The organism is Microbulbifer agarilyticus, assembly GCF_001999945.1.
Lineage (GTDB): Bacteria > Pseudomonadota > Gammaproteobacteria > Pseudomonadales > Cellvibrionaceae > Microbulbifer > Microbulbifer agarilyticus_A.
Map to the genome: position 1 here is coordinate 1,863,986 of NZ_CP019650.1, position 25,388 is coordinate 1,889,373.

At 56.9% G+C, this 25,388-nt stretch carries 17 protein-coding genes; 7 read left to right on the top strand and 10 right to left on the bottom strand.

Annotation, left to right across the window (positions count from 1 at the left end; genetic code table 11):
* Window positions 1-20: 20 nt before the first annotated feature.
* Genes Mag101_RS07570 through Mag101_RS07590 form a run of 5 tightly spaced genes read right to left on the bottom strand, consistent with a single transcriptional unit; the run spans window position 21 to window position 5,512 of the window.
* Window positions 21-1,904, bottom strand: a complete 1,884-nt coding sequence (locus Mag101_RS07570; RefSeq protein WP_232325201.1) for a VWA domain-containing protein — start codon at window positions 1,902-1,904, stop codon at window positions 21-23.
* Between the two features lie 2 nt (window positions 1,905-1,906).
* Complete coding sequence (locus tag Mag101_RS07575; RefSeq protein WP_077403002.1) at window positions 1,907-2,971, bottom strand: vWA domain-containing protein; 1,065 nt, start codon at window positions 2,969-2,971, stop codon at window positions 1,907-1,909.
* Window positions 2,964-3,581, bottom strand: coding sequence for a DUF4381 domain-containing protein (locus Mag101_RS07580; RefSeq protein ID WP_077403005.1), 618 nt, complete (start codon window positions 3,579-3,581; stop codon window positions 2,964-2,966). The genes Mag101_RS07575 and Mag101_RS07580 overlap by 8 nt, the downstream gene beginning before the upstream one ends.
* A complete protein-coding gene (locus tag Mag101_RS07585; RefSeq protein WP_077403008.1) occupies window positions 3,578-4,543 on the bottom strand; it encodes a DUF58 domain-containing protein in 966 nt (321 codons plus the stop codon). The genes Mag101_RS07580 and Mag101_RS07585 overlap by 4 nt, the downstream gene beginning before the upstream one ends.
* 9 nt (window positions 4,544-4,552) lie before the next feature.
* Window positions 4,553-5,512, bottom strand: coding sequence for an AAA family ATPase (locus Mag101_RS07590; protein WP_077403011.1), 960 nt, complete (start codon window positions 5,510-5,512; stop codon window positions 4,553-4,555).
* A 363-nt stretch (window positions 5,513-5,875) separates the two neighbouring features.
* On the opposite strand from Mag101_RS07590, the gene Mag101_RS07595 reads away from it, so the two are divergent.
* Window positions 5,876-10,765: an NAD-glutamate dehydrogenase gene (locus Mag101_RS07595; RefSeq protein WP_077403015.1), complete on the top strand. Its 4,890-nt coding sequence runs from the start codon at window positions 5,876-5,878 to the stop codon at window positions 10,763-10,765.
* Window positions 10,766-10,924: 159 nt separating this feature from the next.
* Window positions 10,925-11,968 (top strand): quinone-dependent dihydroorotate dehydrogenase, encoded by a 1,044-nt coding sequence (locus tag Mag101_RS07600; RefSeq protein ID WP_077403019.1) that lies wholly within the window; start codon window positions 10,925-10,927, stop codon window positions 11,966-11,968.
* 241 nt (window positions 11,969-12,209) lie between these two features.
* Here the strand turns inward: Mag101_RS07600 and rmf are convergent, their stop codons facing one another.
* Window positions 12,210-12,413, bottom strand: a complete 204-nt coding sequence (rmf, locus tag Mag101_RS07605) for a ribosome modulation factor (RefSeq protein ID WP_077403022.1) — start codon at window positions 12,411-12,413, stop codon at window positions 12,210-12,212.
* 395 nt (window positions 12,414-12,808) lie between these two features.
* On the opposite strand from rmf, the gene rlmKL reads away from it, so the two are divergent.
* Window positions 12,809-14,989: a bifunctional 23S rRNA (guanine(2069)-N(7))-methyltransferase RlmK/23S rRNA (guanine(2445)-N(2))-methyltransferase RlmL gene (rlmKL, locus tag Mag101_RS07610; protein ID WP_077403025.1), complete on the top strand. Its 2,181-nt coding sequence runs from the start codon at window positions 12,809-12,811 to the stop codon at window positions 14,987-14,989.
* A 7-nt stretch (window positions 14,990-14,996) separates the two neighbouring features.
* Here the strand turns inward: rlmKL and Mag101_RS07615 are convergent, their stop codons facing one another.
* Complete coding sequence (locus tag Mag101_RS07615) at window positions 14,997-17,441, bottom strand: bifunctional serine/threonine-protein kinase/formylglycine-generating enzyme family protein (protein ID WP_077403028.1); 2,445 nt, start codon at window positions 17,439-17,441, stop codon at window positions 14,997-14,999.
* A gap of 16 nt (window positions 17,442-17,457) precedes the next feature.
* Complete coding sequence (locus Mag101_RS07620; RefSeq protein ID WP_077403031.1) at window positions 17,458-18,453, bottom strand: PP2C family protein-serine/threonine phosphatase; 996 nt, start codon at window positions 18,451-18,453, stop codon at window positions 17,458-17,460.
* Window positions 18,454-18,776: 323 nt separating this feature from the next.
* Here Mag101_RS07620 and Mag101_RS07625 point away from each other — a divergent pair, with 323 nt between their 5' ends.
* Together Mag101_RS07625 and Mag101_RS07630 are read left to right on the top strand one after the other, a co-directional pair.
* Window positions 18,777-19,685, top strand: coding sequence for an FHA domain-containing protein (locus Mag101_RS07625; RefSeq protein ID WP_077403035.1), 909 nt, complete (start codon window positions 18,777-18,779; stop codon window positions 19,683-19,685).
* Between the two features lie 2 nt (window positions 19,686-19,687).
* A complete protein-coding gene (locus tag Mag101_RS07630; protein WP_077403038.1) occupies window positions 19,688-19,942 on the top strand; it encodes a glutaredoxin family protein in 255 nt (84 codons plus the stop codon).
* A gap of 128 nt (window positions 19,943-20,070) precedes the next feature.
* Here the strand turns inward: Mag101_RS07630 and Mag101_RS07635 are convergent, their stop codons facing one another.
* The gene (locus tag Mag101_RS07635) at window positions 20,071-22,077 is read right to left on the bottom strand and encodes a transglycosylase SLT domain-containing protein (RefSeq protein ID WP_077408142.1); all 2,007 of its coding nucleotides are present in this window, start codon (window positions 22,075-22,077) and stop codon (window positions 20,071-20,073) included.
* A 96-nt stretch (window positions 22,078-22,173) separates the two neighbouring features.
* Here Mag101_RS07635 and Mag101_RS07640 point away from each other — a divergent pair, with 96 nt between their 5' ends.
* Window positions 22,174-24,066 carry an ATP-binding cassette domain-containing protein gene (locus Mag101_RS07640; RefSeq protein ID WP_077403041.1) on the top strand — a complete coding sequence of 631 codons (1,893 nt, stop codon included), beginning with the start codon at window positions 22,174-22,176 and terminating at the stop codon, window positions 24,064-24,066.
* A 5-nt stretch (window positions 24,067-24,071) separates the two neighbouring features.
* Here the strand turns inward: Mag101_RS07640 and Mag101_RS07645 are convergent, their stop codons facing one another.
* The gene (locus Mag101_RS07645) at window positions 24,072-24,515 is read right to left on the bottom strand and encodes a universal stress protein (RefSeq protein WP_077403044.1); all 444 of its coding nucleotides are present in this window, start codon (window positions 24,513-24,515) and stop codon (window positions 24,072-24,074) included.
* A 220-nt stretch (window positions 24,516-24,735) separates the two neighbouring features.
* On the opposite strand from Mag101_RS07645, the gene Mag101_RS07650 reads away from it, so the two are divergent.
* Window positions 24,736-25,260: a hypothetical protein gene (locus Mag101_RS07650; RefSeq protein ID WP_077403048.1), complete on the top strand. Its 525-nt coding sequence runs from the start codon at window positions 24,736-24,738 to the stop codon at window positions 25,258-25,260.
* Window positions 25,261-25,388: the final 128 nt, after the last annotated feature.

A 25,388-nucleotide genomic window follows, 5' to 3' on the forward strand; every position in this document is an offset into this window, starting at 1 on the left:
AGATATCGCCTTAAAGAGGGTTACCATCTCTGGGTGGCTCCGTTTTCCGGGGGCTCCCACTCACCGGCGCGATAGGCGCGCCGGCGCTGTAGGCTTTCGTATTTGAATTTTTCACGCATTAGGCCAGCGGGATCGTCGGGTATCTGGCGCAGCCATTGATCCAGTGCCTGCTGGGTTTCAGGGTCAAGCGGGCTGTCGCTTTCTTGAGGTTGTGCGTTGGCTTGCTGTTCCTGCTCGCTTTCGTTGCCTTGCTCGTCTTGTTGCTGGCTCTCTGCCTGCTGTTCCTGCTCTGACGAATCTTGCTCTTCTTGCTCGCTATTCTGCTGCTGATCCTGTTCGCCAGCCTGCTGCTGATCCTGGTACTGCTGATCCTGCGAAGATTGGTCCGAATCGCTTTGCTGCTGGTCCTGCTCAGATTGAGATTGCGATTGCTGGTTCTGTTGTTGATCTTGTTGCTGGTTTTGCTGTTGTTGTTGGTCGCCTTGTTGCGACTGCTGGTTTTGCTGTTGCTTTTCCTGCAGTTCTTTCAGTTTCTTCGCGATATCCCGATTGTGGCTCGCGTCAGCAAATTCCGGGTTTTGCTCTAGCGCGCCGTCGTACGCTGAAATGGCTTCGTCAAAGCGACCTTGCTGGGTGAGGCTATTGCCAAGGTTGTAGAGGGCTTGCGGATCATTACTTTGCGAAAAGCTCTTGGCAGCGGCATCGAATTCACGGGCGCGATATTCGGCGGTGCCGCGCCACTGCGGATTTTCAAATTTCTCTGCTGCGGCTTTCGGATCACCTTCCTTGAGCAGCTCTTGGCCCTGTTGGTTGGGTGTCTGCCACAGGCTGCTGGTCTGTGCACTGGCTTCTTGAGTGTTCACTGCCAGTACAAATGGAAGGCTCAGCGGCAAGAGGCTGGCTAGCGTCCCTTTGCGGAATAACAGGAGGGCAAAGGGCAGTAGCAGTAATACCAGCCACGGGCCTTCTTCATTCCACTGGTCGAATTCTCGCTCGGTAAGTTCGGCCTGCTGCGGTGTCGTGATTTCGGGCAGCACCCGGGCAATGTCACTATCGTCCACAGTTATCTGCGCAAATTCGCCGCCGGTGCTCTGCGCCAGTCTCTGCAATTCCGCGCGGTCGAAATTGGCAATAATGATTGAGCCGCTGTCATCGGTTACAAAACCGCTGCCGGTTGATTTTGGGATGGGGCTGCCTTCGCCACTGCCGACGGCGAGGATTGAAAGTGAGGCATTGCTGCTGTTGACCTCGTTTTTCACCGTGGAAATGGCGGCTTTATCAATGCCGTCGGTCACCGCGAGCAGTCGGCCCTGGCCACCGGCGCCATCCTTTAGCAGTCTCAATCCCAGCTCCACGGCCATTTCAATATTGCTGCCAGGCACAGGCATGATCCTGGGGGACAGGGATGGCACCAGGTTGGCAATGGTTGCAGTGTCGTCGGTTAGCGGCGTCACTATATGTGCCTCGCCCGCGTAGGCGACCAGCGCGGTTAAACCATCTTCGCGTTGGTTGAGAATATCGAGAATCTTAAGGCGCGCGCGCGTCAGGCGGTTCGGCGAGAGGTCGGTAGCCATCATGGACGGGGATAGGTCCAACAGGATGACGACAGCATCCTGATTGCTGAATACCGGCGTGGGTAGTTTGCGCCAGGAGGGGCCAGCGAGTGCGACAATCGCACAGGTCAACAGCGCGAAAATCAGGGTGAATAGCCAAGGGCGCTTTTCGCCACCGCGCAATAGGAGGTGGGGGAGCAGGTTGGGGTCGATAATCTTCTGCAGTTTACCGCTGGCGAAAACTGTGCGGGCTAACGCCCAGCAAATCAGTGCTGTGGGAATAATCAGCCACAGTAGACTTGCGCGGATAAAATGAAATTGATCGATGTCTGCGAGGAAGCTACCGAGCATATTCACTGCGTTTGCCCCCCATGATTGTGAGCGCCGCTGCCCGCTCCTTGACCATTTCGATTGCGAGCCTGTAGCTCCGTGATCCAGTTGCCTATAAATGGCAGGCTGGACCAGATAAGCGCGAGCAGAAGGGCGAGGCTCAGTGGCCACACGTAAAGAGACTTCAGCGGACGATAGGTTTCCGCTTCCTGTTCCACTGGTTCGAGTCGGTCCAGCTCCTCATAGATTTGCACAAGCTCCTGCGGGTTATGCGCGCGGAAGTATTTGCCCCCGGTTTTGTCGGCGATTGCCTGCAAGGTTTCACTATCGAGGTCCCGGGATGGATTTACCCGGCGGGCACCAAACCGTGAGCCGAGAAGTCCGGGTTGCACCATCTCTTCCGCGCCGACACCAATGGTGTATACCTTGACGCCTGCCTGTTTGGCGAGTTCCGCCGCTTTTAGTGGGGCTACTTTGCCCGCGGTGTTGGCACCATCGGTTAAAAGGATCAATACCCGCTGATCTGCGGGTCGCTGGGTGAGGCGCTTTACGGAGAGGCCGATGGCATCCCCAATTGCAGTGCCCTGACCAGCAAAACCAATTTGGGCCTCGTTCAGCAGGGTGTCTACGGTTTGGCGGTCAAAGGTGAGGGGAGCCTGCAAATAGGCGCGGGTACCAAAGAGAACCAGGCCGAGGCGATCTCCTTTCCTGCGCAATACGAAGTCGCCCACCACGTTTTTTACCGCGCTGATACGCATTGCCGGGTTACCGTTGAGGATCATGTCCGGGGTTTCCATGCTTCCGGAAATGTCCACGGCGATTAGCAGGTCGCGCGCGCTGGTGGTTTGGGTGATGGGTTCGCCATACCACTGAGGCCGGGCTGCTGCCGCGAGCAGCAGTAGCCACAGTAACCAAAGCATCAATAAATTCCAGCGGTTACCCGCGGAACCGCCGCTCTTTCTCGGCAACTGTTCGTAGTAGGGTACCTTCAGTGCGCTACTGAGCGGTTCGCTTTTGGGTAGTAGCTTGTGCGCAAGCAGCGGTAGCGGTAGCAGCAGGAAAACCCAGGGGAGTGCAAACTCAAACATTGTTCGCTCCCGCTGTGCCTTGTTGAATTGGTGCTATCCCGGGGGTCGACTCTGCACGCTGATGTTTCCTGACCCACTGAATTGCGTAGCCGCGTAATTCTTTCAGGTCGTCATTAGATGCGTCTTTCGCGCTATACAGGCTTTCCAGTAATGCGCGACGCGCGGTTTCTGGCATTGGTGCTGCGGCAGTGGATTCAAGAAATTCGATCCAGTGTTGGCCGGTAAGGGGGCCAGACAAGGCGCGCCCAAAGGTAACGACTGCCACGCGTTTCAGCAGTAAGTTGATCGATTCGACGGCGCGCGGCTGATCTAGATCCAGTGCCTGCAATAGGCGCTCGCCCTCTACGCGATACTGTTTTTCCTGACGTTTACGACGGAGATAGGAAAACAGCCAAATGGCGCCAAACAGCAGGGCGATGAGTGCGGCAGCAAGCATCCACCAGCCCGGTGCCAGCGGCCACCATCCGATAGGAGTTGGCTCGTGAATATCTTTCAGTTGGCCGAGCAGCTGTTGCATCTCCGGTGTCATGACCGGTGGCTGGTTTGGCGGTTGATCGATAGCCGGGGGCGGTGGCGCCGCTTGTTTAGCGCTGGCGCTCAAGAGTGTCATGCGTGCCTCCGGCCCGGTGCGGGCTGGCGGTCACCATAGGTACTGAGTAACTTCGGCACCACCGGCTGGGTGTTGTCGAAATCCAGCAGCGGCAGGTGTAGCCGGCGGCAAAGCTGTGCAGCGTTTTCCCGAATCTGGTGCTGATGGCGTGCAAACTGCTGCTTTAAGGCTTGTTTGCCTTTTCCAAGAAAGGTGCGCTGCCGGCCGTCACTGATGGTCACGGCCTGATCCGGAAGTTGTTGTTCCAGAGGATCGCTGACGCGCAGTATCTGAAGGTCTGCGTGGCGCGTAAGTAGGTATAGGGACTGTTCGCAGCTCGCATCCAAGTCGTGGCAATCGCTGATCAAGAACACGGCGCTGCCGGGGCGTGCGACCCTGCGGGCTTCTTCCAATAAGGCGCTGAGTGGCTGACTGCCGTCTGCAGCGATAGGGCTATCGAGGCTGGTGGCAGAATCGACCATTCCGTGAATGGCGGCGAGTACTGCGTGGTGACTGCGGCGCGGGCGGACGGTATTGACGCCCTGATCCGAAAAAATCAGGGCGCCAATGCGGTCGCCATGCTGCAGCCCGGCCCAGCACAGGGCAGAAGCAATACTGCAGGCGGCCACGGATTTAAAAGCATTCTGGCTGCCAAAAAACATGGGCGAGCGCAGGTCCAGCAGGATGACCACCGGGCGCTCGCGTTCTTCCTGGAAGAGCTTGGTATGGGTTTTCCCGGTGCGCGCAGTTACCCGCCAATCAATAGAGCGTACATCGTCGCCCGGCTGGTAATAGCGCACTTCTTCAAAGTTCATACCCCGCCCGCGATAGCGGGTAAGCAGATTACCGGACTGATCGCTGCGGTTAACCCGAGGTTTGAACAGGCGCAATTGGCGGGCGATATGGCGCAGGCGTATCAGTGGCGCCACTTCCGGGTAGGCACCAGAAAGCTCTAGTTCACGGTGGTTGAGTGATTCGACCACTATCTAAACCTAGATTGCCGGGACCAGTTGCAACAGGCGGCGGATCACGCGGTCGGCACTCGCCCCGGCGGCTTCCGCTTCAAAGCTGAGCAGCAAGCGGTGACGCAACACATCCGGTGCAATGGCCATGACATCATCGGGGGTCACGTAATCCCGCCCGGCGAGCCACGCGTAGGCGCGTGCGCAGCGGTCGAGCGCAATGGTAGCGCGCGGGCTGGCGCCGAAATCGAGCCAGCTGGCCAGCTCATCGTCATAGCGATGGGGCTCACGGGTGGCGATGATCAGCTGCACGATATAGGTTTCCACAGCTTCGACCATGGTCAGGTCGAGGATTTCCTGGCGGGCCTTAAACAGGGTTTCCTGGGAAATTACCGTTTTCGGGTGACCTTCACCGTGGCTCGCTTCTTCCCGTGCCAGTTTAAGAATTTTGGTCTCGGCTTCCGCATCGGGGTAACTGAGGTTTACCTGCATCAGGAAGCGGTCGAGCTGCGCCTCCGGCAGGGGGTAGGTGCCTTCTTGCTCGATAGGGTTCTGCGTAGCCATGACCAAAAACAGGTCGGGCAGGGTATAGGTTTTACGGCCGACACTGATCTGGCGTTCCGCCATCGCTTCCAGCAGTGCAGACTGTACTTTGGCTGGCGCGCGGTTGATTTCGTCAGCGAGAATCAGGTTGTGGAACACGGGGCCGGGCTGAAAATGGAATTCGCCAGTTTCCGGTCGGTAGATGTCGGTGCCGGTAATATCGGAGGGCAAAAGGTCCGGCGTAAACTGGACCCGATGGAAGTCGCCTTCGATGCCATCGGCCAGTGTTTTAATCGCTTTTGTCTTGGCGAGACCCGGTGCGCCTTCGACCAAAAGGTGACCATCGGCCAGTAATCCTATGAGAATTCGATTGACCAAAGTCTCTTGGCCAATAATCTGCTGCTCCAGCCAATCACCCAGAATTTTTATCTGCTGGCGTGTGTCCATATCGTCACTTCTTTTGCCAATTTCCTGTTTCAATACGCTGCCGCAGAGCGGTGGCTATCTATGCTTTTTGAGGTGCCCTCTTATATATAGCCACTCGCTCGAGAAATGCGGGTAGGACGATTTTAACGGCAGTGTGCTCAGAGGCAACTGTTACAGGGCTTACCCCGGTTCTCAGGCTGCAAAGTAGACAATTATTCTGTCGGATTGTTCAACTTACTCCGCTGCAACTTGAATTGTGGCGCAATCGGATGAATTTTCGGCAATGAGGACACGGCGGGCTCCACGTGCAGTGTGGGTTCGCTTGCGATGGCGAATTATACGGGCGCAATGCGTTTGCGCCGTGATGGGAGGACGTACGTGAATATGGCGACGGTCATCACCGATAACCGGGAAGAGCTGCTAGAGCAAGTCAGCGAGATCATTCGCGAGAAGCTTGGGGACAAGGCAGAACCCGTAATCAGTTTTGCTGAGCAATATTTGAACCAATACCCCCTGGAAGATCTTGCGGGACGACGCCTGGTCGATATCTATGGGTGTATTTATACCTGCTGGGATTTTATTCAGCAGCGCGATGGTGACGGCCCGAAGGTGCGTGTATTCAATCCACGCCTGGAAGACCACGGCTGGGAGTGTTCCCACACTGTGGTGTGTGTGTTGCAGCGGGATATGCCGTTTCTTGTGGATTCGGTGCGGATGGAAATTAACCAGCGTGACACCGTCATTCACTCCATCAAGAGTACCGTTATGCAGTTGCAACGGGACGACAGCGGTCGCCTGCAACAGCTGTTGCCTGTGGCGCCACTACTGGAAGAGGAGCGCCAGTTCGACCCGACCATCATCAATGAGGCGCTGATCTATATCGAGATTAACCTCGATACCAGTGCTTCCCGCGCCTCGGAGCTGACGCGGGCACTGAACGATGTGTTGGGTGACGTGGAACTGGTGGTCGACGACTATGTGCCAATGCTGGACACCTGTTCCGCCATGCAGGATCAGTTGCAAGCTGGAGTTGCGGATAACGAGGCCAATCTGGCGGAGGCCAGTGCATTTCTGCAGTGGATGCGCGATGGTAATTTCACTTTCCTCGGTTATCGCGAATACGAATTCTCCCAGCAGGGGGATAAGAAAGTACTGCAGGAAGTCGAGAACCGTCGCCTCGGCATTTTCAAAAAGCTGGAAGAGACCGCGGAACCGACGCCGGAGTATGCGTTTAACGAGGGCAAGCAGCGTTTTTACCAGGGGCCGAACTTTCTCACCTTTGCCAAGTCCTCGGTAAAGTCGCGGGTACACCGCGCGGCCTACTCGGACTATGTCAGTATCAAGCGCTACGGTGATAACGGTGAGGTTATTGGCGAATCCGCATTTATGGGTCTGTATACCTCGCCGGTTTACACAGAGAGCCCGTCCAAGATTCCAATTGTGCGTCGCAAACTGGCCTCCGTAATGGAGCAGAGTGGTCACGCGCCGACGAGTCATGACGGCAAGGCGCTGCAGCGTATTCTGGATACCTTCCCGCGGGATGAACTGTTCCAAAGCAATACCAAGGAGCTGTTCGACACCAGCCATGGCGTGCTGGCGATGAATGAGCGCGCACGCTTGCGCCTGTTTATGCGCAAAGACCCATTTGGAAAGTTTGTCAGCGCACTGGTGTACGTCCCACGCGACCAGTTCAGCAGTGAGGTGCGGGAGAAGATCAGTGATCGCATCGCGCGTACGATTCATGCACTGGATTCCGACTTCACAACCTTCTTTTCCGAATCGATTCTGGCCCGGGTACATCTGGTATTCCGCGTCGACCCGAATCTACCCCTGGATATTGATGTAGCGCGACTGGAGGCGCAGATCGTGGATATTACCCGCAGCTGGGAAGATGTATTTCATAGGTCCCTGATTGAAACCCACGGGGAAGAAGAGGGTAGCCGCTTGATCGGCACCTACGGCCAGTCCTTCCCCGCGGGCTATCGCGAGGACTTCGAGCCGCGTATTGCGGTCCAGGATGTGACCTCGATTCAGGAGTTAAGCGACGACAATCGGGTCGCGATGAGCTTCTACCAGCCGGTTGGTGCGGAGCCCGGTAGCCTGCGCTTTAAGGTCTTCAACGTGGGTTCGGGATTGACCCTGTCCGATGTGATTCCTGTACTGGAGAATCTCGGCTTGCGGGTGATGGGAGAGTTCCCGTATACCATCCGTCCCCGAGGGAAGCAGGATGTGTGGATGCACGAATTCCATTTGGAATTCGGCCTGCCTACCCGTATTGATGCACAAGCGTCGCGCTCGCTGTTCCAAGATGCATTTGCGGCGATCTGGGATGGCGTAGCCGAGAGCGATGCGTTCAATCGCCTGGTGCTTGCGGCGCGCCTAAACTGGCGTGAGGTCACCATGTTGCGTGCTTATGCACGGTACATGAAGCAGACCAAGTTCAGTGCGAGCCAGTCCTATATCGCGGCCACCCTGGCGAATCATGTGGAGATTACCCGCAATCTGGTGGCGCTGTTCCGGGCGATGTTTGATCCGCGTATCAATTCTCCGGAGCGCCAGGATCAGACCCGAGTTGAGCGTCTGATTAAGAAGATCCACGATGGTCTCGACAGCGTCGATAACCTCAACGAAGACCAGGTGATTCGTCGTTATCTCGACCTGATCCGCGCGACATTGCGTACCAACTTTTTCCAGCTGGACACCAACGATCAGCCGAAAGATTACATTTCCATCAAGTTCAGCCCGCGCGATATCCCGAATATTCCGGAGCCGCGCCCGCTGTTTGAGATCTTCGTCTATTCCCCACAAGTGGAAGGTGTGCATCTGCGCGGCGGCAAGGTCGCCCGTGGCGGTTTGCGCTGGTCCGACCGGCTGGAAGATTTCCGCACCGAAGTGTTGGGCCTGGTAAAGGCGCAGAACGTAAAGAATGCGGTCATTGTGCCCAGCGGGGCCAAGGGTGGCTTCGTGGTGCGCCGCCCTCCGGCAGACAATAGCCGGGAAGCCTTTATCGAGTCTGGCATCAAGAGTTACAAGACATTTATCCGGGCGCTGCTGGACGTTACCGACAATCTGAAAAATGGCGAGGTGATTCCGCCGGACCGGGTGATTCGCCGGGATGAGGACGACCCCTATCTGGTTGTCGCCGCCGACAAGGGGACAGCGACCTTCTCCGATATCGCTAACGGTATTGCCGCCGAGTACGACTTCTGGCTGGGGGATGCCTTTGCCTCCGGTGGTAGCAACGGTTATGACCATAAAAAAATGGGTATTACCGCACGCGGCGCCTGGGTCTCGGTACAGCGACATTTCCGGGAAATGGGTGTCAATGTACAGGCTGAAAACTTCTCCGTGATCGGTGTTGGCGATATGGCCGGCGATGTATTTGGCAACGGTATGCTGCTGTCCGAACACATCTGCTTGAAGGGCGCCTTCAACCATCTGCACATTTTTGTCGACCCGAACCCCGACGCGTCGAGCAGTTACCATGAGCGCAAGCGTCTGTTTGAGCTGCCGCGTTCGAGCTGGAGCGACTACAACCTGAGCTTGATCTCCAAGGGTGGCGGTATTTTCGAGCGCCGTGCCAAGTCGGTGAAAATCACCCCGGAGATGCAGCAGGCGTTTGCCATTGATGCGGATCGCCTCACGCCCAATGAGCTGATCAGTGCAATGCTCAAGGCCCCGGTGGATCTGATCTGGAACGGCGGTATCGGCACCTATGTGAAAGGTGAGCAAGAAAGCCATGAACAGGTGGGCGACAAGTCCAACGATAACCTGCGGGTCAATGGCAATGAGTTGCGCTGTAAAGTGTTTGGGGAGGGCGGCAACCTGGGCATGACTCAGCGTGGGCGCATAGAGTTCTCCCTGAACGGTGGCCGCTGCAATACCGACTTTATCGATAATGCCGGCGGTGTGGATTGCTCGGATCACGAGGTCAACATCAAGATCCTGCTGGACAAGGTGGTGGCCAATGGCGATCTAACCGAGAAACAGCGCAACCACATGCTGGAAGAGATGACCGACTCTGTCACAGAGCTGGTTCTGGACAATAACTACGACCAGACCAGTGCGCTCAGCGTCGCGGCCTATCAGATTGGGGATCGCTTCGACGAATTCCGTCGCACGATCAATAACCTCGAAGCCGAGGGCCGCCTGCGTCGTCAGTTGGAATTCATTCCGGACAACGAAACGCTGAATGAGCGCCAGAGTAAAGGGCAGTACCTCACACACCCTGAACTGTCCGTGTTGATCTCCTACGTGAAGGTCAAACTGAAAGAGGAATTGCTGGACGCGCAGATAATTGATAACGACTATGTGCAGGAGGCGGTGGAATCCGCATTTCCTCCCGCGCTGGTGTCTCGCTATCAAGCGCTGGTATACGACCATCCGCTGCGTCGAGAAATTGTTTCTACCCAGGTGGCCAATGAATTGGTCAACAGTATGGGGATTACTTTCTTCGACCGGATCAGCGGTGCCACCGGTGCAGGAATCGATACCATCGTCGCCGCCTATGTGAGCGCCCGGGACGTGTACCGCATGTCTGATTTCCAGAATGGCGTGGCCGAGTTGGACTATCAGGTGCCGGCGGATTTGCAGTTGCAGCTGATGAACGCGATGGTAGGGCGGGTGCGCAGGGCTGCTCGCTGGTTTGTGCGCAATCGGCATGGTGCGCTTGACCCGGCAAATGAGATTGCGCTGTTCCAGGAGCCTGTTCAGCGTGTGATTCGCGCTTTGCCCGAGGTGCTGAGTGGCGAGCCGCTGCGTGAGTGGCATGCGCGCTATGACGGCTTGACGTCAGCCAGCGTGCCGAAAGACCTTGCGATGCTGGCTGCGTCGCCGACCTATCTGTTTTCCGCGCTGGGCATTTCTCAAACTGCGCGCATCACAGATCGACCGGTAGAAGAGGTGGCCAAAACCTACTTCGCGCTGGCGGACCGACTGGGCCTTTACTGGTTCGGCAACCAGATCATCGATCTGCCGTCCGATAGTTTCTGGCACTCCCAGGCAAGGGAAACCAGCATGGACGACCTGGATAACCAGCTCGCGCGGTTGGTTACCCATATCCTGCGCCTGGCCGGGGACGATGGTCTCGATGTAGACAGCGCGGTGGAGAATTGGGCGAGCCGAATGACCCAGACGATTCAGCGCTGGGAAAGCCTGACCAAGGAGCTGAAGTCCGCTCCTCAGGGCGACTTTGCCATGTTTACCGTTGCCTTGCGCGAGTTGATGTACCTGGCGAATGCGACGGCCGACCAGGAATCCCTGGTCCCCGCGTAGGTTTCTCGAATCGCCGGGAATCTCGTACAATAGACAAACCCCATCCGGTTCATCCGGATGGGGTTTGTCATATTTGCTTGACCCATTGGACTCGAGCCTTGTTGCGGACTTCGCCGCGGAGGCACGACTCCTGCTTTGGTCAGAACCTCAAGGAAACCCATGTACCAGCATTTGCGCAAAGCCCTGTTTGCGCTCGACCCAGAGCGCTCCCACCACTTGTCGATGGACGCCATTGGCGCCGCCGAGCGGCTTGGCCTGATGTCGTTGTTTAGCAAGTCGGTACCGGATGATCCGGTAGAGCTGATGGGCTTGACCTTGCCAAACCCGGTAGGTCTCGCCGCCGGCCTGGACAAGAATGCTCAGGCGTTTAACGGTTTGGGGGCCCTCGGTTTTGGCTTCGTTGAGGTGGGGACCGTGACCCCGCGTCCGCAGCCCGGCAACCCGCAGCCGCGGATATTCCGTCTGCCCGAGGCTGAGGCCATCATCAATCGTATGGGTTTCAATAACGAGGGTGTCGACTACTTGCTCGAGCGGGTAAAACGCCGTCGGTATTCCGGTGTACTCGGAATCAACGTAGGCAAGAACTTCGATACCCCGGTAGAGAAGGCGGCCGACGATTACTGTATCTGCATGGAGAAGGTATATGCCTATGCGGATTACATTACGGCAAACGTTTCCTCTCCTAACACCAAAGGTCTGCGAGATCTGCAGTTCGGGGATAGCCTCAGCCAGTTGCTCAACGCGTTGAAAGAGAAGCAGGCTCGGCTTGCCGCGGAACAGGATCGCTATGTGCCACTGGCGGTGAAGATTGCACCGGATATGGATGACGATGCTATCGCACAGGTTGCAAAGACATTGCAGGAGCATGAGATCGACGGGGTTATTGCTACCAACACCACCATCGACAAAACTTCCGTGGAAAATCTTGAGCATGGTGCAGAGCAGGGCGGTCTGAGCGGACGGCCATTGCGAGATCGGTCTACCGAAGTCATTCGTACGCTACACAGTGCGCTGAATGGAAGTATCCCAATCATCGGCGTAGGCGGTATTTTTGACGGTGAGTCGGCTGCAGAAAAAATTCGCGCGGGTGCCACTGCAGTGCAAATATACTCTGGCTTTATTTACCGTGGGCCGGACGTGATTCACGAAGCCGCTGCGGCGATTGCCGACTTGCACAAAGCCCGCATGATTGAACAACGTTGATTGGTTTTCGGTAGCGAAAGAAGAGATTTCTTCCCTGCCGAACGTGTGTGCACACTGCGTGCAGTGTTCCGTATAGAGCCTGTGGAGATACTGTCCCGGACGGGCGAAAGCGAGTCCGGGACTGCTGCAAGAGGAATCTTGAGAACCGCGAAAAATGCCTTTACCTGAAATGGCAGCGTTGCATTAGTGCGGAAATGGTTCTGATCGGATGTGTAACGGGTGTGCGACGAAGGTCGCCGCATCACATGCTCTCCAGGCGTTGGGCTTGGGCCGCCGGCCCGAAGCCACTCCAAATATCCTCTCGCCCTTGGCGCCAACCGTTTACCCATTCCTGGTGAAGGGATCCGCTTTGGTAGGGGCAGCTATCGTGGTCTCTGCCCTGCACGGCGGCAACGTAACCTTTGTGAAGTGCTCTATCGTTGGGATTACGTTTTTGGCGTTTCATAGGCGTAATACCTCATTCTGATTGTGACTTAAGCGGCTGAAACCGGCTGCAATACTGGTATCACCACTTCTCCCCTTATGCTCTATTCAGCTTATTGTGGAAGGAGCCCGGCGAGAAGGGGGGCAGCAGGGAATATTGGGCCAAATTGCACTCAGGCATGGAAGGATTAAATTTTTCTGAAAAGTGCAGTCTATAGGTTCAATTTATCTAATGTGAGAAACCTTCTCTGGGCTATTTCGGGGTCTTGAAGAATAGAATTCTTGATTGCGGTATGCTTGCGCCACCTACATATCCCCTGGCCAAAATGGCCATAACATATTTGCCAAATTGCCCCGGTCAGCTGCTTCAGGAAAGCAGCGCGCCGCCAGGGCCAAAGGCTCCCTGAGGTCGAATCCTTGACTGAGAAGTTTGAATTTACAGCCACCTGTCCAAAAGGCCTGGAAAATGTGCTCGCGAGTGAGTTGCGTCAGATCGGCGCAAACGTTTTGCGAGAGCAGCCAGCGGCGGTGCGCTTTGATGGCGATCTCGCCATGGCTTACCGGGTTAACCTGTGGAGCCGCATCGCGAACCGGGTTTTGCTGAATCTGGGGCAAGCGCGCATTGAAGATGCGGAAGCTTTGTATCGCGCAGTGGCTGAGCAGCCCTGGGAAGAACACATTAGCCCTAACGGCGTACTTTGGGTGCAGTTTTCCGGTACCAACCGGGAAATACGCAACAGCCAGTTTGGTGCCCAGAAAGCAAAAGATGCAATCGTCGACCGCCTGCGCAAAGCGACCGGCGCGCGGCCTGATGTCGACAAGCGTGACCCTGACCTGTCGGTAATGCTGCGCCTGCATCGCGATGTGCTCGAAATCGCGATCGATCTCAGTGGCGATAGCCTGCACCGTCGCGGTTACCGCACCCACATCGGTGCGGCACCACTCAAAGAGAATCTTGCCGCGGCGCTGCTGATGCGCGCGGGCTGGCCGCAAATTGCCGCCGAGGGCGGTGCCTTACTGGACCCCATGTGCGGTTCAGGCACCTTTCTCGTTGAAGCGGCATTGATGGCCGCAGATGTGGCCCCGGGCCTGCTGCGTGAAGGGTTCGGTTTCGAGCGCTGGTTGAACCATCAAAGCGATATCTGGTTGTCATTGCGGGAAGAAGCGCTGCAGCGCCGCAACGAGAGCTCGGCAAACCTGCTGCCAGAAATTCGCGGCTACGATGCCGACGCAAAGGTACTGTTTGCTGCAGAATCCAATATTGCTCGCGCCGGATTGGAAAAGCAGGTGCGCGTCAGCTGTCGACCGGTAGCGGCCTTCAAGGTGCCGAGCCATCGCCCGGTAACCGCAGGATTGGTGATTACCAATCCGCCCTACGGCGAGCGACTGGGAGAGCAGGAGGCGCTGCGCGAAACGTACGCGGAACTGGGTGGCCAGCTGAAGAAAGAGTTTGCCGGTTGGAAGGCGGCTATCTTTACCGGTAATCCTGAACTTTGTCATTCCACCGGCCTGCGCTCGCACAAGCAATACAAGTTGTTCAACGGCAGTATCCCCAGCCAGTTGCTGTTGTTTGATATTCACGCGCAATCCGGCGAGCGCAGCCAGGAAGGCGGCGCTCGTTTGTCAGAAGAAGCGCAGATGGTGGCGAATCGCCTGCAAAAAAATCTACGCACTACCGGTAAGTGGGCGCAACGCAGTGGTGTTAGTTGCTATCGCTTGTACGATGCAGACCTGCCCGAGTATTCCGCAGCCATCGATATCTACCAGTCTTTAGAGGGCGAGCACTTCGCACATATTCAGGAGTACCGCGCGCCGGCGAATATTCCAGAGCAAAAAGCACGGGGTCGCCTGATGGATCTGGTGCGAGCCACACGTCAGGTTCTGGATCTGGCACCGCGGAATGTTTCCATTAAGGAACGCCGTCGCCACAGCCATAAAGACAGCGGCAGTCAGTACCAGAAGCGCGGTGAGGAATCCCGCACTTTCTTCGCGGACGAATACGGGGCCAAGCTGGAAATTAACCTGTGGGATTATCTGGATACGGGCCTGTTTCTGGATCACCGCCCAGTGCGCCAGTACCTGCGCAAGCTGGCCAAGGGCAAACGGTTGCTCAACCTGTTTTGCTATACGGGCACTGCAACGGTGCAGGCGGCAATGGGAGGTTGTAGCGAGAGTACCAGCGTGGATCTGTCAAAGACGTATCAGGCGTGGGGACAGCGAAACTTTCGTGAAAATGGCATGGATCCATACCGCCACCAACTGGTCGAAGCCGATTGTCTGCAATGGCTGCAAGCGGCGCAGGCTAATCGAAAAGGGCATTACGACGTGATCTTTCTCGATCCGCCGACCTTTTCAAACTCGGCAAAAATGCAGGGTGTGCTGGATATTCAGCGGGACCATGGGGAACTGATTCGCCAGTGCATGGCGTTGCTCAGTAAAGATGGCGTGCTGTTGTTTTCCAACAACTTGCGCAGCTTCAAAATGGACGAGGCGGTGCAATCCGAGTTTGCGGTGGAAAATCTGTCAGCCAAGCTGCTCGACAAGGATTTCCAGCGCAACCCGAAAATTCACAATGTGTGGGAAGTGCGCGCGCGGTAATGGGCTGTTACAGCTCCATTACCAGGCGGAAGCCCACTTCTTTGGAGTGGGCGCGCTCATTCAGACCGGTGCGGTAGTCTGAGCTGATGTTGCGGAGCGGTTCACGCATGGAGCCGCCACGGACGACGCGCAGATCGCAGTTTTTCAACTGTACAGGGCGCGCATCGCTGCGGTGGTTGGTGAAATCGCCGAGGAAACAATCCTGTACCCATTCACCAACGTTGCCCGCGGTATCGTACAAGCCAAACTGGTTGGCTTTGTAGTTGCCGACCGGTGCGCTCTTGGCGGCAAACAGAGAGTTGAATTCGCTGGCGCAGCCGCGGCGGCAGTTGGCCTTGCCGCGGGGACTGCCATCACCCCACCAGAAGGGAGTGTCAGTATCGGCGCGCGCGGCAAATTCCCACTCCGCTTCACTCGCCAAACGATACTTCTGCCCGCTCTGTTCACTCAGCCACTTTGCATAGCGCTGTGCATCAACCCAGCTCACGTTGATCAGCGGGCGTGTACCCCGGCCCCATCCCTGATCGCTGGGCAAGCTGCGGCCGCTGGCTTTCGCATAGCGGTCATAGTCGTTAAACGTCACTTCGTGCGCGCCAATTGCATAGGGGCGCCGGATCGTGATTTTGTGTTCGGGACTCGTGAACGGACGCGTGTTGTTGCCCATGGTGAAAGCACCGGGTGAGATCACCACCATTTCCGGGCCACGACCACCGTCTTTGAGTGGGGATTGAAAACTCTTGCCGGCAAAGTATTTGCGCTCCAGCTGTACCGCGAGATTCACGTTAGCGGAATCGATCTCCACCCATCGCCGCACAGTACTGAAGCCGGGCTTGCTCACCTCAACGTCATAGCGACCAGGCTCAAGGCTGATTCCCGGCGTATATCGTGGAACGATGTTCATGATGCGAATGCGCGCATCGCCGGGTGTTGGTGAAACCTTGAGAGCGTAGGTCGGCGGCGGGGAGGCTACTTCAGGTTCCTGCGGAGCCTGGTCGGCATCCGTGCTATTGATGGCGGCCGTGGTAATTGGTTCTTCTACATTGGCAATATTGCCAGTCTCGGCGGTTTCAGGTTGCGGGGCAGCAGCGCTGGGTGTGGCCTCCGTGATTGCCGCTGCGACCGGCGTGTTGCGTAATACCGGGCCAGTTTGGCTAGGAGCCGGTTCTTGCACTACCAAACTGCCCGGGAGGAGGTCGCTGGAAAGGCCCGGCAATTCCGCAGTAGCTTGTCCAGCTTGCGGCGCGCCATTCTCCGGCAGCAGTATCTGTGAAGTGATATCGACCGCTTCATTCACCAGGCCCGACTCGGTTTGCCACTGGAACTTGTTGCTAAACAGGCTGAACAGGACCCACGCGAGTGTGAAACTTACGGCGAGCAGACCAAAAAACATTTTCGATCTGGGTTTGATGGGTGCTGCTTGCTCCACCACTTGCCGAATACGCATGATGGTTTGCTGTTCGGCGCGCGGGTTTTGTTGGTGAACCGGCTTGTCGCGAAAGCGCGCCCAGGCGGCGGCGATACGATCGGATAGGGTGCCGTACAGGGTGAGCACCAGTGCGCGCAACAAACTGGAAACGCGCACCGAGGTGTTATTCATCTTGGTGCTAGGAGCCGGGCTTTTACCATCCAGCGCCGCGAGCAACTGATCGATCGCGTCGACCACGTCCAGTCCACGCTGGAAGCGCTGTTCGGGATCTTTGGCGAGGAAGCGGTCGATGAGGCCCTGGTACAAGGTGTGTCGCGCAGGCAGGCGAGGAATCGGGTCGGTCAGGTGCTTAATTGCGATAGCAACGGCTTCTTCGGCCTGATAGGGCACCGCACTGGTAAGCATTTCATAAAAGACGACGCCGAGGCTGTACAGGTCAGCACGCCCATCGACGGCCGCGCCTCGCGCCTGTTCCGGGCTCATATAGTGGGGAGTACCCACCACCATCCCGGTGTTGGTCATGCGTGTGGTACGTGCAACTGCACGCGCCACGCCGAAGTCGGTGAGAATCGCTGAGCCGTCTTCCCGAAACAGGATGTTCTCGGGTTTCAGGTCGCGGTGCACATAGCCTTTGTTGCTCGCGTGGTCCAGTGCCATGGCAATCTGGCGGGCAATGTGCAGGGCGTCGAGAGGCTCAATGGCGCCTTTGGTCAGCGCGTCCGCCACGGAGCCACCTGGGAGGTAGTCCATGGCGATGTAATTGAGGCTGCGGTAGCGGCCGATGTCGTGGATGGCAACAATATTGGGGTGGGACAGCTGGCCAACAATATTGGCTTCGCGCTGGAATCGCTCGCTGAAAATTGGGTCGGCGTTAAGGACGGGAGACATCACCTTGAGAGCGACCTGGCGTCCCATACTGCGCTGAGTGGCCAGATATACGGTAGACATACCGCCCTGATTAATTTTTTTCAGGATCTGGTAGCCAGGGATCTCCAGCGAGGCGGCGCCGCTGCTGACAACTTCCATTCGAGCCCGTTCCTTATCAAGTGTTCAGTAGTTGCCAGGTGACATAAATACCTGCCGATAAAATCAAGGCAAGTGTAGTGATATTCAGTATTAGTTTGCCGCGAGTGGAAAAAATTTTGTGGGACCCAAGTAACGAGCGTGATGTGCGGGAGTTCTGCTTTTGTGACTTAGGGTCCCCATTAGCGTCAAATTTTGAGGCTTGGTCGCCTGCCTGATCATCTGGGGCGCTGATGACCTGCACAGTAATGTTATCGCGCCCGCCAGCATCCAGTGCCGCGGCAATCAGCAGATCACTTGCACGCTGGTTATCTGAATTTTTTGCCAGGACTTCGCAGATCTCGGCAGGGCTCACATCATTGCTGAGGCCGTCGCTACACAGCAAAAGCTTTTGGCCGCGGTCCCAGGAAAAAGAGGCACGGTCGATCTCAAGTGTTGGATTGGCTGACCCTCCGATGCACCGGGTAATCACATGCCTGTTCGGATGGTTGGCCGCTTCTTCCTGATTAATCGCCCCCGAATCCACGAGCATCTGCACATAGGAATGATCCACAGTGAGCTGCTTCAGGGTTCCGTTAGGGAAGGGCTGGTCGGCACCGTCGGGTGCTTCGCTTGGCGGGATCCACAGGTAGGCACGGCTATCGCCGACCCAATAAATATGAAAGTAGGGAGCGTCTTCGGCCACCACGACCGCGGTGGTGCCCATCGCGGTATTGCTGTTTTCGTCACCGGCCAGCAAGGCATGCGCACGACGCAGGGCCTGCTCGTAGTGTCGGTCGGTCGCGGAGGAGCGCTGAATTTCTTCGACCACGGTCTGGCTGGCGATTTCTCCAGCCTGATGACCACCTAATCCATCGGCGACTACCCACACGCCCCGTGACTCGTCGCCCCAGAACGCATCCTCGTTCTGATCGCGGCGGTATCCGGTGTGGGTCGCACCAGCACTGCGCATAGTGGCGCGGACGGCGGGTTGGCTCACACCGCTTGGGCGTTCCCGTACTTTGGCTTCACTCACTGGTATGCAACTACCTGTTACCTGTCGTTATTGTCGAAAGCGCCACTAGTGCCTTAAGCCCATATTCCCTGGAGGTTCCGCGGGCATTTCGCAAGGCAGCAGTGGTTTACATAGTAGAGCCTGATGACATTGTAAGCTGCAAACGGATTCACAGGCCAATCAATTTACGCGTGATAAACTTCCATCGCGCTTTCTCGCCGAGATGACTCGCGAAAACGCATGAATTGGCTTTGGCTGGCGCATATTGCCGGCCCCGATAGCCCCTTATTGAATAAATTGATTAAAAATTGTACGCCTTTTGGCGGCCTCAAGGAAGCTCGATCATGTTGAAACTGTGTGACGTGAAAGATTCCAGCCAGAGTGTATGGCTCGTTGCGCCCAAAGTGACTGTTGGCCGGGGAAGCCAGTGTGACCTGACCCTGGCAGATCCGTCAGTGGCCAAGCTGCATGCAGAGATCCTGGTGGATGGCGACGAACTAGAGTTGCACAACCTCTCCGGCGGGGCTCAGCTGCTGGTAAACGGCAAGCTGATAGAAGGCAGCTGCCGCCTGCAGCCGAACGACCGACTGCAGGTTGGAGACCGACAGCTGGCGGTCGTAGACCCCAAAATTACCCGTTTGAAAGCCGCAGGCAACGCCGCAAACGTGGCCTGGGCGCTGCGCGCGAATCACCCGGCTATCGTCGGCCGCGTATTTCCAGTGCGCGAGACCACCATTGTCGGTCGCTCCGACGAGTGCGATTTGACCTTTTCCATGTCGCACCTTTCGCGTCGCCATGCGCGACTCGAAGTGCGTGAAGGCCTGTTGTTTGCTGTGGATCTCGGCTCGGCAAACGGTACCTATCTGAACAATCAGCGTATCACTGAGTCCCGTGTGCGCCGTGGTGATGAGCTGCGCTTCGACAGCCTGAGCTTTAGCGTAGTGGGCCCGGCGGATGATCTGGATAAAACCACGGTGCGTCAGGCAGTCACCGTGCCTGAAGCAGCGCGCCAGAGTGCCGCGCTGGATCAGGCGATGCGACGCAGCCAGCTTGGTATGCGTTCCCAGACGGATGATGCCCGGTCGACTGCGAACGAAGGAGGTTCCTTCGGTGAACAGGAATCCCTATCTGCCGGCTATCGCGGAGACTCGGCGACGGCCAGTGGCAGCAGCAGTTGGTTGTGGCTGGGTGTCGTTGTCGCGGGTGCCGCGGCCGCGGGTTTATTTTGGGCGCGTAGCCAGGGGCTGGTTTAAGCGTGGCCGAGCGCGACTTACTGCTATACACCACGTTAGGTTGTAGCCTTTGTGAAAAGGCCAAACTAGAGATTTGGCCGCTGCTGGAGAAATACCAGCTGCGGCTGGTCTCTGTGGATATTGCCGATGACGAAACGCTTACCCGTTTGTTTGGCTGGAGCATCCCGGTCGTGGGTCTCGGGCAGGTGGATGATGTGATTTGCTGGCCGTTTACCGTCGACGAACTCGACCAGTGGTTGGTGGCTCGTTTGGCTTAAGCCGGGGCGAGCTGCCTAGTGCTCTAATTCGTCGTATTTCATTCTTTCTTTTTTGTTTTTCCCTTCTCTCGTTTCTGCTTTCGTTGCCTGTTTCTTTCTGTGCGATCTCGCTAACCGAGCGAGCAAAGTTACAGCTTGGCTTCCGCCTCATTTTTGTTGAGGAGTGACTTTTTTTCGCCGCTGCGGTAGGCGTAAATCACCGAATAAGACAGCACGTTTTGAACATACTTTCTTGTTTCGTTATACGGGATGGTTTCAATCCATACATCGAAGGGCAGTTTTTTGTCGGTATCTTTCAGCCAGCGCGAAACGCGTGTGGGGCCTGCGTTATAGGCTGCGGCGGCAAGGAACCGATTATTGTCAAACCGGTTGAGCAATGAGTTGAGGTAGTAAGCGCCGAGACTGATATTGGTATTGGGGTTCAGCAAATCCCAGCTGCGTCGATAGGGCACACCCGCCTTGTGTGCGGTGGCACGCGCAGTAGACGGCAACAATTGCATTAGCCCCATAGCGCCGGCGTGCGACTTGGCGTCGTGGCTGAAGTGGCTTTCCTGCCGTGCGACCGCCAGTACGAGGTAGTCGTTCAGGGCGGTTTTTTTGCCCATGCGTTTTGCGACATCGCTGACAATGCCGGGAAAGGCGAGGGGAAAACGCAACTCAAGGTCATCGAGGTAGTCGGCGGCGAGAATGGACTGGATCGATTTGTGATACCAGCCCCAGGAGCCCGCGATCTTGCTTGCGGTCATCAACTCTTCGTCCGGCATATCGCGGGTTGCGTAGCTCCATTCGCGACGCGCGTGATAGAACTCTCCAATCGCCTGCAGCTCCCGGGCGCGCTGCATACCATCGCGGGCTGCCACCTCGTCCACCAGTTTGGGTGTAATGGGGGCGGGTCGGTCGACAAAGCTGTAGTCGGCACCAATGGTGTCTGATGCGAGGAACCCGTAATAGCTGCGTTCCGCGGCGGCTTGCTGGTACAGCTTTTTGGCTAATGCCTCGCGGGCGGGGTCCTTGTTGTTCGCAGTGTCGAGCTGCTCTTCAATGGCGCGGGCCTTCCAGTACAGCCAGCGGTCCAGCTTCTGGTTGTCTGCAGGGAGCTGGTCAATCCAAAACTCGACTTGCGCCCAGTCCATCTCACGTAATGACTGGCGTATCAGCCACTCGGAAGTGCGTAAATCAAAGAATTCCGGGTTGTTTTTGATGAGCGCTTCGAGGCCAGTCTGGTCGTCCTGGCGGGCAAAGCGCAGGGCCAGGTAGCGCAGGTAGTCATCCCGTTCTTCGTCGTTGAACAAGTAGCTCGCGCTATAGCGTTCCCAGGCTTCATTCGCCTTGCCGGCATCCTTTGAGGCAAGGCGACGCAAGCCGATGGTGACGATGTCCCGGTATTCCGGTTCTTCACGGATAAATTTTTTGTAATTGAGGATTTGCTCGGGCTTGCGATACACGCTGCGCATGAGTTCAGCACGGGCTTTGCGCGATTTATCGAGCTTGCGTGCGATAAACACCGCCAGGTCGAGGTTTCCGGCCCGTACCGCGAGTGCGTGACGCTGCCAGGCGCGTTCCTGTGTGAGGCCCCCATCTTTCATCCAGCGTGCAAAGGCCGGATCGCATTCTTTGGGCTGGGAGGCGCCAACAGTCCAGAGCTCTTCAATCAGCTCGTAGGCCTGCTGTTTGTCTCCATAGCGGGAAAGGGCATCCACGTAGTAGCAACGTAACTGGGTACGACGAATTTTGTCTGGATCGTAGTATTTGAGGTAGGCCTTGAAACGCTCGCGACCACCGAGTTCGCGCAGCACACGTACCCGCATCCAGTCACCCAGGGCGGTGTCTTTGTACTTCTCCAGAAAGGCATCAATATCGTCATACGGCAGCTTCGAGAGACGCTTACTCAGCTCCCAGTACTCGATATAAGGCAGCAGGGGGTAATCCTTCAGCTCTTTCTTGAGTTTGCGCAGCTGGCGTTTGTTGTTGCTGGCAATGGCTTGGCGAGCCTGTTGGAGCTTCTCTCTCTGGGCTACTGCGGCTTCCGCATCCGCCGTGTCCGCAGCCCATACGGGCGCCACGATGACCGCAGTGAGTACGATCAGAACCAGGGCAGAGAGAGGAATGGCGAATCCTTTATGGCCAATCGTCATGCTGAAAAAACCCGATTGAGAAATCGCTTGTTCGAAGGGACGCAGATTTAAGCGTAAAATGTCTGCTTTCACTCACACATATTGTAGTTGTTATTTATGTTGCTTCAGTTGGATGGCGTGGGATTGCGCTATGGCGTTCAGGTCCTGGCCGATGGTGTTACTGCGAAGATTGACCGTGGCGATCGTATTTGCCTGGTAGGCCGCAACGGCGAGGGCAAGTCCAGCTTGCTCGGTTTGATTGCTGGCAAAGGTGACCCGGATGAAGGAGAGATCGTGCGTCAGACGGGGATGGTACTCGCCACCCTGGAGCAGGCCCTCCCGGAAGATTGCGCCCAGTCCGTATATCGCTACGTGGCCGAAGGTTTGGGCGACGTGGGGGGCTGGCTTGCCGAATACCGTGAAAACCAGAACCCGGACCTGCAGGCCAAGATTGAAAACGCTCACGGCTGGGAGTTGCTGGCAAAGATTGACAGCGTGCTCGACCGTCTGGATCTGGATGAAAGTGCCCAGGTACAGGATCTTTCCGGTGGTTGGCAGCGCCGGGCCGCGCTGGCGCGGGCCCTGGTGACGGAACCAGACCTGCTGATTCTGGATGAGCCGACTAACCATCTGGATATTGCGGCGGTGGAATGGCTGGAAGACTTTCTTGCCAGCTATCGCGGTGCCTTGCTGTTTGTGAGCCACGACCGCGCCCTGGCGCAGCGCCTTGCCACCAGCGTATGGGATTTGGACCGCGGTATTCTGCGCGCCTTCAACTGTCAGTTTGATCGCTACCAGCAGGAGAAGGAAAAGCAGCTCGAGGAAGAGGCGCGCAGTGATGCGCTCTTCGACAAAAAGCTGGCGCAAGAAGAAACATGGATCCGCCAGGGTATTAAGGCCCGACGCACCCGCAATGAAGGCCGGGTACGAGCCTTGAAAGCGCTGCGGAACGAGCGCAAGGCCCGGCGCGATCGTCAGGGCGTCGCAAAAATGTCACTCGATTCCGGTGAGCGCTCCGGCAAGCTGGTGGCGGAGCTGAAAGACGTGACCTTCGGGTTTGAGTCGGAGCTGGGCACCACTGAACCACTGATTCGCGATCTGAATTTTACCCTGATGCGTGGTGACAAGGTTGGCCTGATCGGACCCAATGGCGTCGGCAAAAGTACTCTGATCAAATTGTTGCTGGGTGAGCTGCAACCACAGTCCGGTTCGATTCGCCTGGGCACCAAGCAGCAGGTTGCCTACTTTGATCAGCGGCGCGATGTGCTGGATCCCGATCTCTCTGTGGTCGACAACATTGCAGAGGGGCGCGAAAACATACAGGTGGGCGGCAGCACCAAGCACGTAATGGGCTACCTGAGCGATTTCCTGTTTACCGGCGTAAAAGCGCGCACCAAAGTGGGCTCGCTCAGTGGCGGCGAGCGCAACCGTGCGCTGCTGGCCAAGCTGTTCAGTCAGCCGGCGAACATTCTAGTGCTCGACGAACCGACCAATGATTTGGATGTCGAGACTCTGGAGTTACTCGAACAACTGTTGATGGACTTTCCCGGTACAGTGCTCTTGGTGAGCCACGATCGTGCCTTCCTCGACAATGTGGTGGAGAGCTGCCTGGCCTTTGAGGGCGAAGGCATCGTGCGGGAATACGTGGGTGGCTATGTAGATTTTGTTCGGCAGGGCGGAAAGTTTCTCAGTGCCGAAGAGCAACTGAAGGCGCGCAAGCAAGCCAAGCCCGCTGCGGTGGGCGCCGCTGAAGAAAGCGGTGCAGCAGACCAGAAGCCAGCCGCCAAGCCGAAAAAACTCAGTTACAAGCTTCAGCGGGAACTGGACGCGCTCCCCGGGCAAATTGAGAGTCTGGAAAACGACATCGCCGCGCTCGAGGCTGAAATGGCTGCACCAGAGTTCTATCAGCAAGAAAATGCCAAAGTGCAGGAGCGGCTACAGGTTCTTGCCGACTTGCAGCAGTCTCTTGAGCAAGCATTCGAGCGCTGGGCAGAGTTGGACAGTATGTAACCCGCTTATTCGTCAGGGGTGTGTACGCGGACGGCTAACACATCACAGCCGGCGCCGTGCAGCACCCCGTTTGCCGTAGAGCCGAGTAGCAACGCCAGCCCGTGACGCCCGTGGCTGCCGATTACGACCAAGTCGCAGCCGCTTTCTTCCGCGAGTCGGTGGATTTCAGTGGCTGGTTGCCCCAGTACAACATGCTGCCGATCCTGTGGAATTCCGAGCTCCTGAGCCGATTTTCGCAATTGCTCTTTGGCCTGGTTCTGAAGCTGTTCTTGCACCTCTGACAGGTCCATGGGTATGTCGCCGCCGTAGGCGAAAGTCAGGGGCTCAATAATGTGCGCGAGGGTCAACTGCGCCCCGGTGCAGGCGGCAATTTGCTGCGCGCGCGTTAGCACCTGGGAAGATTCGTCAGAAAGGTCCAGTCCTACCAGGATGTTGTTGTAACCCGACATAGGTCTCCCTCGATCTGCGTAACAGTTTGGGTGATTTGCCGGCAATCGGGCCCAAATTCGCCCACCGCCGACAGCTTTATTCAGTCTACTTTAAAAATTCATACTTGACACAACTGCCCCGTTACGGAAAAGAATGCGCGCCCTGAAGTGACGTTGCAAGCCGAGAATTCCGGTGAGAAGGCGCGTCAAGTCATCGTATACCCTTCATAAGGAAGCCGTCATGGCCAGTTGGATTCCTATATTCGCGATTATTTTTGCGGTCGTTCTGGTGATCGGTCCCGTTATGTGGCTCAAGCCCAGTGCGCGTGAGCGCAAGCTGGCGGAGTTGCGCCAGAGTGCTGCAACGGCGGGCCTCAAGGTGCAAATGCAGCCGCTACCAGAAGCCCTGGGTAAAGGCACCGCAGCGACGTATTTTTCCCAGTGGCGCAATCCGAGGCGCTTGAGTACTGGCTGGGGGCTTGAGTTAAAGCGCGTCGAGCATGAGATGAACTTTGCCGGCCGCTGGGACTGGCGCAATGGGCGAACTGCGCCGGAGGCTGCGCGCCCGGCACTCAAAGAGCTGATCGCCATGTTACCGGCCGATGCTACGGCAATTTTCGCCAATGACAGCGGGTTGGGGGTTCAGTGGCGCGAACGCAGTGGTGATGCGGGTTTGGCGGCAGTGACTCAGGGGTTAGCGGAACAGCGTCCCTTAATAGAAGAAGCAATACGTCAGGTTGCGCGCACCGAGCCCGGGCTGGGCTAAAACCGGTCTTTCGAAGGGCGCTTGTGCCGGCGTAATAAGCTGGCCGTCTCAAGGATCTGGTCTACTGTTTTATCCGGTTGAACCCCGGGCTGAATTGGGGGTCGGAAGAGCTGTCCAGACGGTCGAAT

Coding starts and splice junctions, on each gene's coding strand:
- Mag101_RS07570 (WP_232325201.1), bottom strand. CDS start 1,904: ATGCTCGGTAGCTTCCTCGCAGACATCGATCAATTTCATTTTATCCGC.
- Mag101_RS07575 (WP_077403002.1), bottom strand. CDS start 2,971: ATGTTTGAGTTTGCACTCCCCTGGGTTTTCCTGCTGCTACCGCTACCG.
- Mag101_RS07580 (WP_077403005.1), bottom strand. CDS start 3,581: ATGACACTCTTGAGCGCCAGCGCTAAACAAGCGGCGCCACCGCCCCCG.
- Mag101_RS07590 (WP_077403011.1), bottom strand. CDS start 5,512: ATGGACACACGCCAGCAGATAAAAATTCTGGGTGATTGGCTGGAGCAG.
- Mag101_RS07595 (WP_077403015.1), top strand. CDS start 5,876: ATGGCGACGGTCATCACCGATAACCGGGAAGAGCTGCTAGAGCAAGTC.
- Mag101_RS07600 (WP_077403019.1), top strand. CDS start 10,925: ATGTACCAGCATTTGCGCAAAGCCCTGTTTGCGCTCGACCCAGAGCGC.
- rmf (WP_077403022.1), bottom strand. CDS start 12,413: ATGAAACGCCAAAAACGTAATCCCAACGATAGAGCACTTCACAAAGGT.
- Mag101_RS07615 (WP_077403028.1), bottom strand. CDS start 17,441: ATGGAAGTTGTCAGCAGCGGCGCCGCCTCGCTGGAGATCCCTGGCTAC.
- Mag101_RS07625 (WP_077403035.1), top strand. CDS start 18,777: ATGTTGAAACTGTGTGACGTGAAAGATTCCAGCCAGAGTGTATGGCTC.
- Mag101_RS07635 (WP_077408142.1), bottom strand. CDS start 22,077: ATGACGATTGGCCATAAAGGATTCGCCATTCCTCTCTCTGCCCTGGTT.
- Mag101_RS07640 (WP_077403041.1), top strand. CDS start 22,174: ATGTTGCTTCAGTTGGATGGCGTGGGATTGCGCTATGGCGTTCAGGTC.
- Mag101_RS07645 (WP_077403044.1), bottom strand. CDS start 24,515: ATGTCGGGTTACAACAACATCCTGGTAGGACTGGACCTTTCTGACGAA.
- Mag101_RS07650 (WP_077403048.1), top strand. CDS start 24,736: ATGGCCAGTTGGATTCCTATATTCGCGATTATTTTTGCGGTCGTTCTG.